The sequence below is a fragment of the Chamaesiphon sp. OTE_20_metabat_361 genome, from assembly GCF_031364565.1.
Genome location: NZ_JANLWO010000644.1, coordinates 1 through 3,159, shown reverse-complemented (window position 1 = coordinate 3,159; position 3,159 = coordinate 1). Strand labels below are relative to the sequence as shown.

The following is a 3,159-nucleotide window of genomic DNA, read 5'->3' as shown; positions in this document are numbered from 1 at the left end:
TAACGTCCCATTGTTATTGTGAATCTTCACTTCTCCCAATAGTTCGCTAATTGCCTTATCACCATTGAGAAACTCAGCATTGAGCAAACACAGTCGGGGATCGATCGCACTAGCATAAAATTCTTCAATGACACTTTCAGGAAGGTATTCTGACAGAATCGAGTAGTCGTACTTCATGAGATATTCTCTTTGATAATGTCAAGGTTTATACTTGTTGAATTCTCAAAGCAACATGCGAATAGTTGGCACGTATCTAATATTTATTGATTTTCCATAGTCAAATAACTATCTGGTTATCTTCTAGAGTATTGGTTTGCAGCGCAAAATTACACAAATCCGATTAGGGTTTCATAGGCTTAAAAACACTAATTTCGGATTTGTAGATACGAATCGATCGGGGTAATACGATCGCCCCATTAGTAGTTCTTAGATTTACTAATGGGGTATTGTCTTAGCCCACTGATGGCAATGTCGCTATATACTCTTCAACTAAAATTTGATGTTCTGGTCGATCGCCAGAAGTCAAGTAATCGATTAACAAGATTAGGTTCCAGAGGATCTTCCCCCTTTCTATTGGCTGAATCCAGTAGATCCCTTTAGGTAACTTGGCTCTTAACTGAGCTGATTGCCAAGCAGAGATATCGAAACGCTCCTGTCTAATTGCAGTCTCTGATAAAAATTTGAAGCATCGGAGTTTGGCTTTGGTTGATGTTTTCATAGCACTAACGATCGTGAGATAATAGTGATGTTTTGTTTTTTTAGTCTTAATCGAAAGACTTAATTTCGTCTTTCGATTAATTCTTTTCTATTGCATAACTGGTCGAACAAAGTGTTCGATTCAGTTAATTCACCGATTGGTGACAAAATCGCCACGGTTTTCTAGGTCTAGTCTTTGGACTAGATCCAATTAGCGGCAATCGTCAATATCGGTTTTGGCTGTTTTACTTGCGAGAAGGGTTAGTAACAAATAAGCTTGGCAAGGCTGATAAGTATAATATAGTACATGTCTACTATGATAGCAACAGCTATTTATTTTCTTTCCCGTTTTGGCAAAAAATCGATGCAATTGTATCGAAAAGACTTGACAATTGCAGTTACTATCGCTGCTCTAAATTGCGATCGTTTATACTCACAAATAAGACCTCTCGGTCGATCGCATGAGCATAGGTTGATAGCATCGTTCGCTTATCGTGTCCAGACTGCTCGGCAAGTGCGATTGGATTAGCACCATTAGCTAGGGCGTGGGATATCGCACTGTGACGCAATTTATAAGGCGATCGATACTCGATCTGACAACTCTTTAAAATTGTTTTCCATGCCCTTCTGTTGAAGTTATGGTCGTCGAGCGGGAGACCTTTAGGACTGGGAAACACCAAATCGTCAGGTTGAGGGTTTATCCGTTCGGATCGTGCGAGTAACATCGATCGCACTGGTGGCGATAACTGAATCGTTCTACTCTTACCCGTTTTGGTGCCCTTTGCGTTCTGATGCCCTCTAGAGACAGACTCCCCAATCCAAGCAGTGGAATAGTCAGCTCCTAATGATGACCACTTCAAGCCAGCAGCTTCACCGAAACGACAAGCAGTATTGACCAGAAAAATCACGAAATCAGTGTAATGAGCGTAGTAAGGATTGTTGGCAAATGCGGCGATAATTGCCTGAAGTTCGACAATGGTAAAGGGCTTAACCTGTTTAGATGGTTTACTGCTACCTCTTGAACGCGATTTAATCAGGCAATCATCCCAAGGGTTCGGCTCGACTACATGATATTTGTCTTTAGCCCAATCCCAGCAACCCTTGAGGTAGTACAAATAGGATTTTATCGTCCCAACAGAGGCTGACTCAGCCCATTGCGCTACAACCTTTTCAGCTACCGATTCGGTGACTTTGTTGGCTTGCTTGTCACCTAAAAATTGCTCTAGCTTCGAGGCGATCGCTTTGAGCCTCAATCCCGATCCGTGCGCGATCTCGTTGTTCTTTTTGTAGTGAATGATATACTTTCCGAACAGATCTACAGCCGATATTTCAGTGGGATTAGCTCCAAGCTTACGCGGCTTATATTTCAACAGCGTGGGGTCATAATAGCCAGCCGCGAGATCTTTCTCGATCTCTGCAATCTTCGACTTGGCTAATGCCCTACCAATGGGATTATCGGCAACTCCTAGCGACAGGCTTTGCTTCTTCCCCTTATAGTTCCATCTCAGTCTCAGGGCGTTACCCGTCTTGTCGATCCAAACTTTATTTGTCATTTTTATGGGCTTAAATGTGGGCTTGTTGAACCAACAAACCAGCCTTAACAGCCCATATTTTGTTGCACATAGACAGCAAAAAACGACTCTCAGAACTTAGTTTGTTTCCTAAAAGCCTTGCCAGCAATATGTTTCAATCAAATCGGAACGAGAGGATTTGAACCTCCGACCCCTACTACCCCAAAGTAGTGCGCTACCAAGCTGCGCTACGTCCCGATGCCGTCTATAATCATAGCTCATCTAGAATGATTAGGCAAGCTTCGGGCGATCGGTTGTTAATTACAGGCTAAACAGAAATAATTAAGGTTGGCGATCGAGTATGCTGTCAATTTTTAGCTCTAAGTGTGTAAAGTCGCCGTCTGTGCCAAAACGGATATGGGTGCCCAGAAATTTTCATCAGGACGTGCCAAGATAGAGAATAAGATCCATATGGATTCCCACTCGAAGTCCCCACGTCAGCCCATAGCTATGCACCATGACTCGCAATTATCAAGTCAAAATCTATAATTGTCAAACGGAGACTTACCATCAAGTCACGGTACCGAACGATCGATACATCCTTCAAAGTGCTGAAGATCGTGGTGTAAGATTACCATTTTCTTGTCGCAATGGTGCTTGTACTGCTTGTGCTGTGCGTGTTAAATCTGGGGATCTAGAGCAACCAGAGGCGATGGGATTGTCGCCACAGTTGCAAAGCCAGGGTTATGCCTTATTGTGTGTGAGTTATGCTTGCTCTGACTTAGAAGTCGAAACTCAAACTGAAGATGAAGTCTACGAGCTTCAGTTTGGGCAATATTTCGGCAAGGGTAAAGTCAAGCGTGGACTGCACTTGGATGAAGAGTAATGGTAGGGTAAATGATTAGATTGATGATGAGCGGCAAAGCTAGATCTAGATGGTGGCAACTAGTTG

The 3,159-nt window shown here is 42.9% G+C and carries 3 protein-coding genes and 1 tRNA gene; 1 reads left to right on the top strand and 3 read right to left on the bottom strand.

The annotated features are described in order from the left end of the window. Window positions 1-451: 451 nt before the first annotated feature. The 3 genes from RMO35_RS18535 to RMO35_RS18525 form a co-directional block, all read right to left on the bottom strand. Window positions 452-718 carry a hypothetical protein gene (locus RMO35_RS18535; RefSeq protein ID WP_309742984.1) on the bottom strand — a complete coding sequence of 89 codons (267 nt, stop codon included), beginning with the start codon at window positions 716-718 and terminating at the stop codon, window positions 452-454. A gap of 379 nt (window positions 719-1,097) precedes the next feature. After that, complete coding sequence (locus tag RMO35_RS18530) at window positions 1,098-2,249, bottom strand: tyrosine-type recombinase/integrase (RefSeq protein ID WP_309742982.1); 1,152 nt, start codon at window positions 2,247-2,249, stop codon at window positions 1,098-1,100. 142 nt (window positions 2,250-2,391) lie between these two features. Next, window positions 2,392-2,465 (bottom strand) — tRNA-Pro (locus RMO35_RS18525). Window positions 2,466-2,724: 259 nt separating this feature from the next. On the opposite strand from RMO35_RS18525, the gene RMO35_RS18520 reads away from it, so the two are divergent. Then, entirely contained in the window at window positions 2,725-3,093 is a 369-nt protein-coding gene (locus tag RMO35_RS18520; protein ID WP_309742980.1) for a 2Fe-2S iron-sulfur cluster-binding protein, read from the top strand. Window positions 3,094-3,159: the final 66 nt, after the last annotated feature.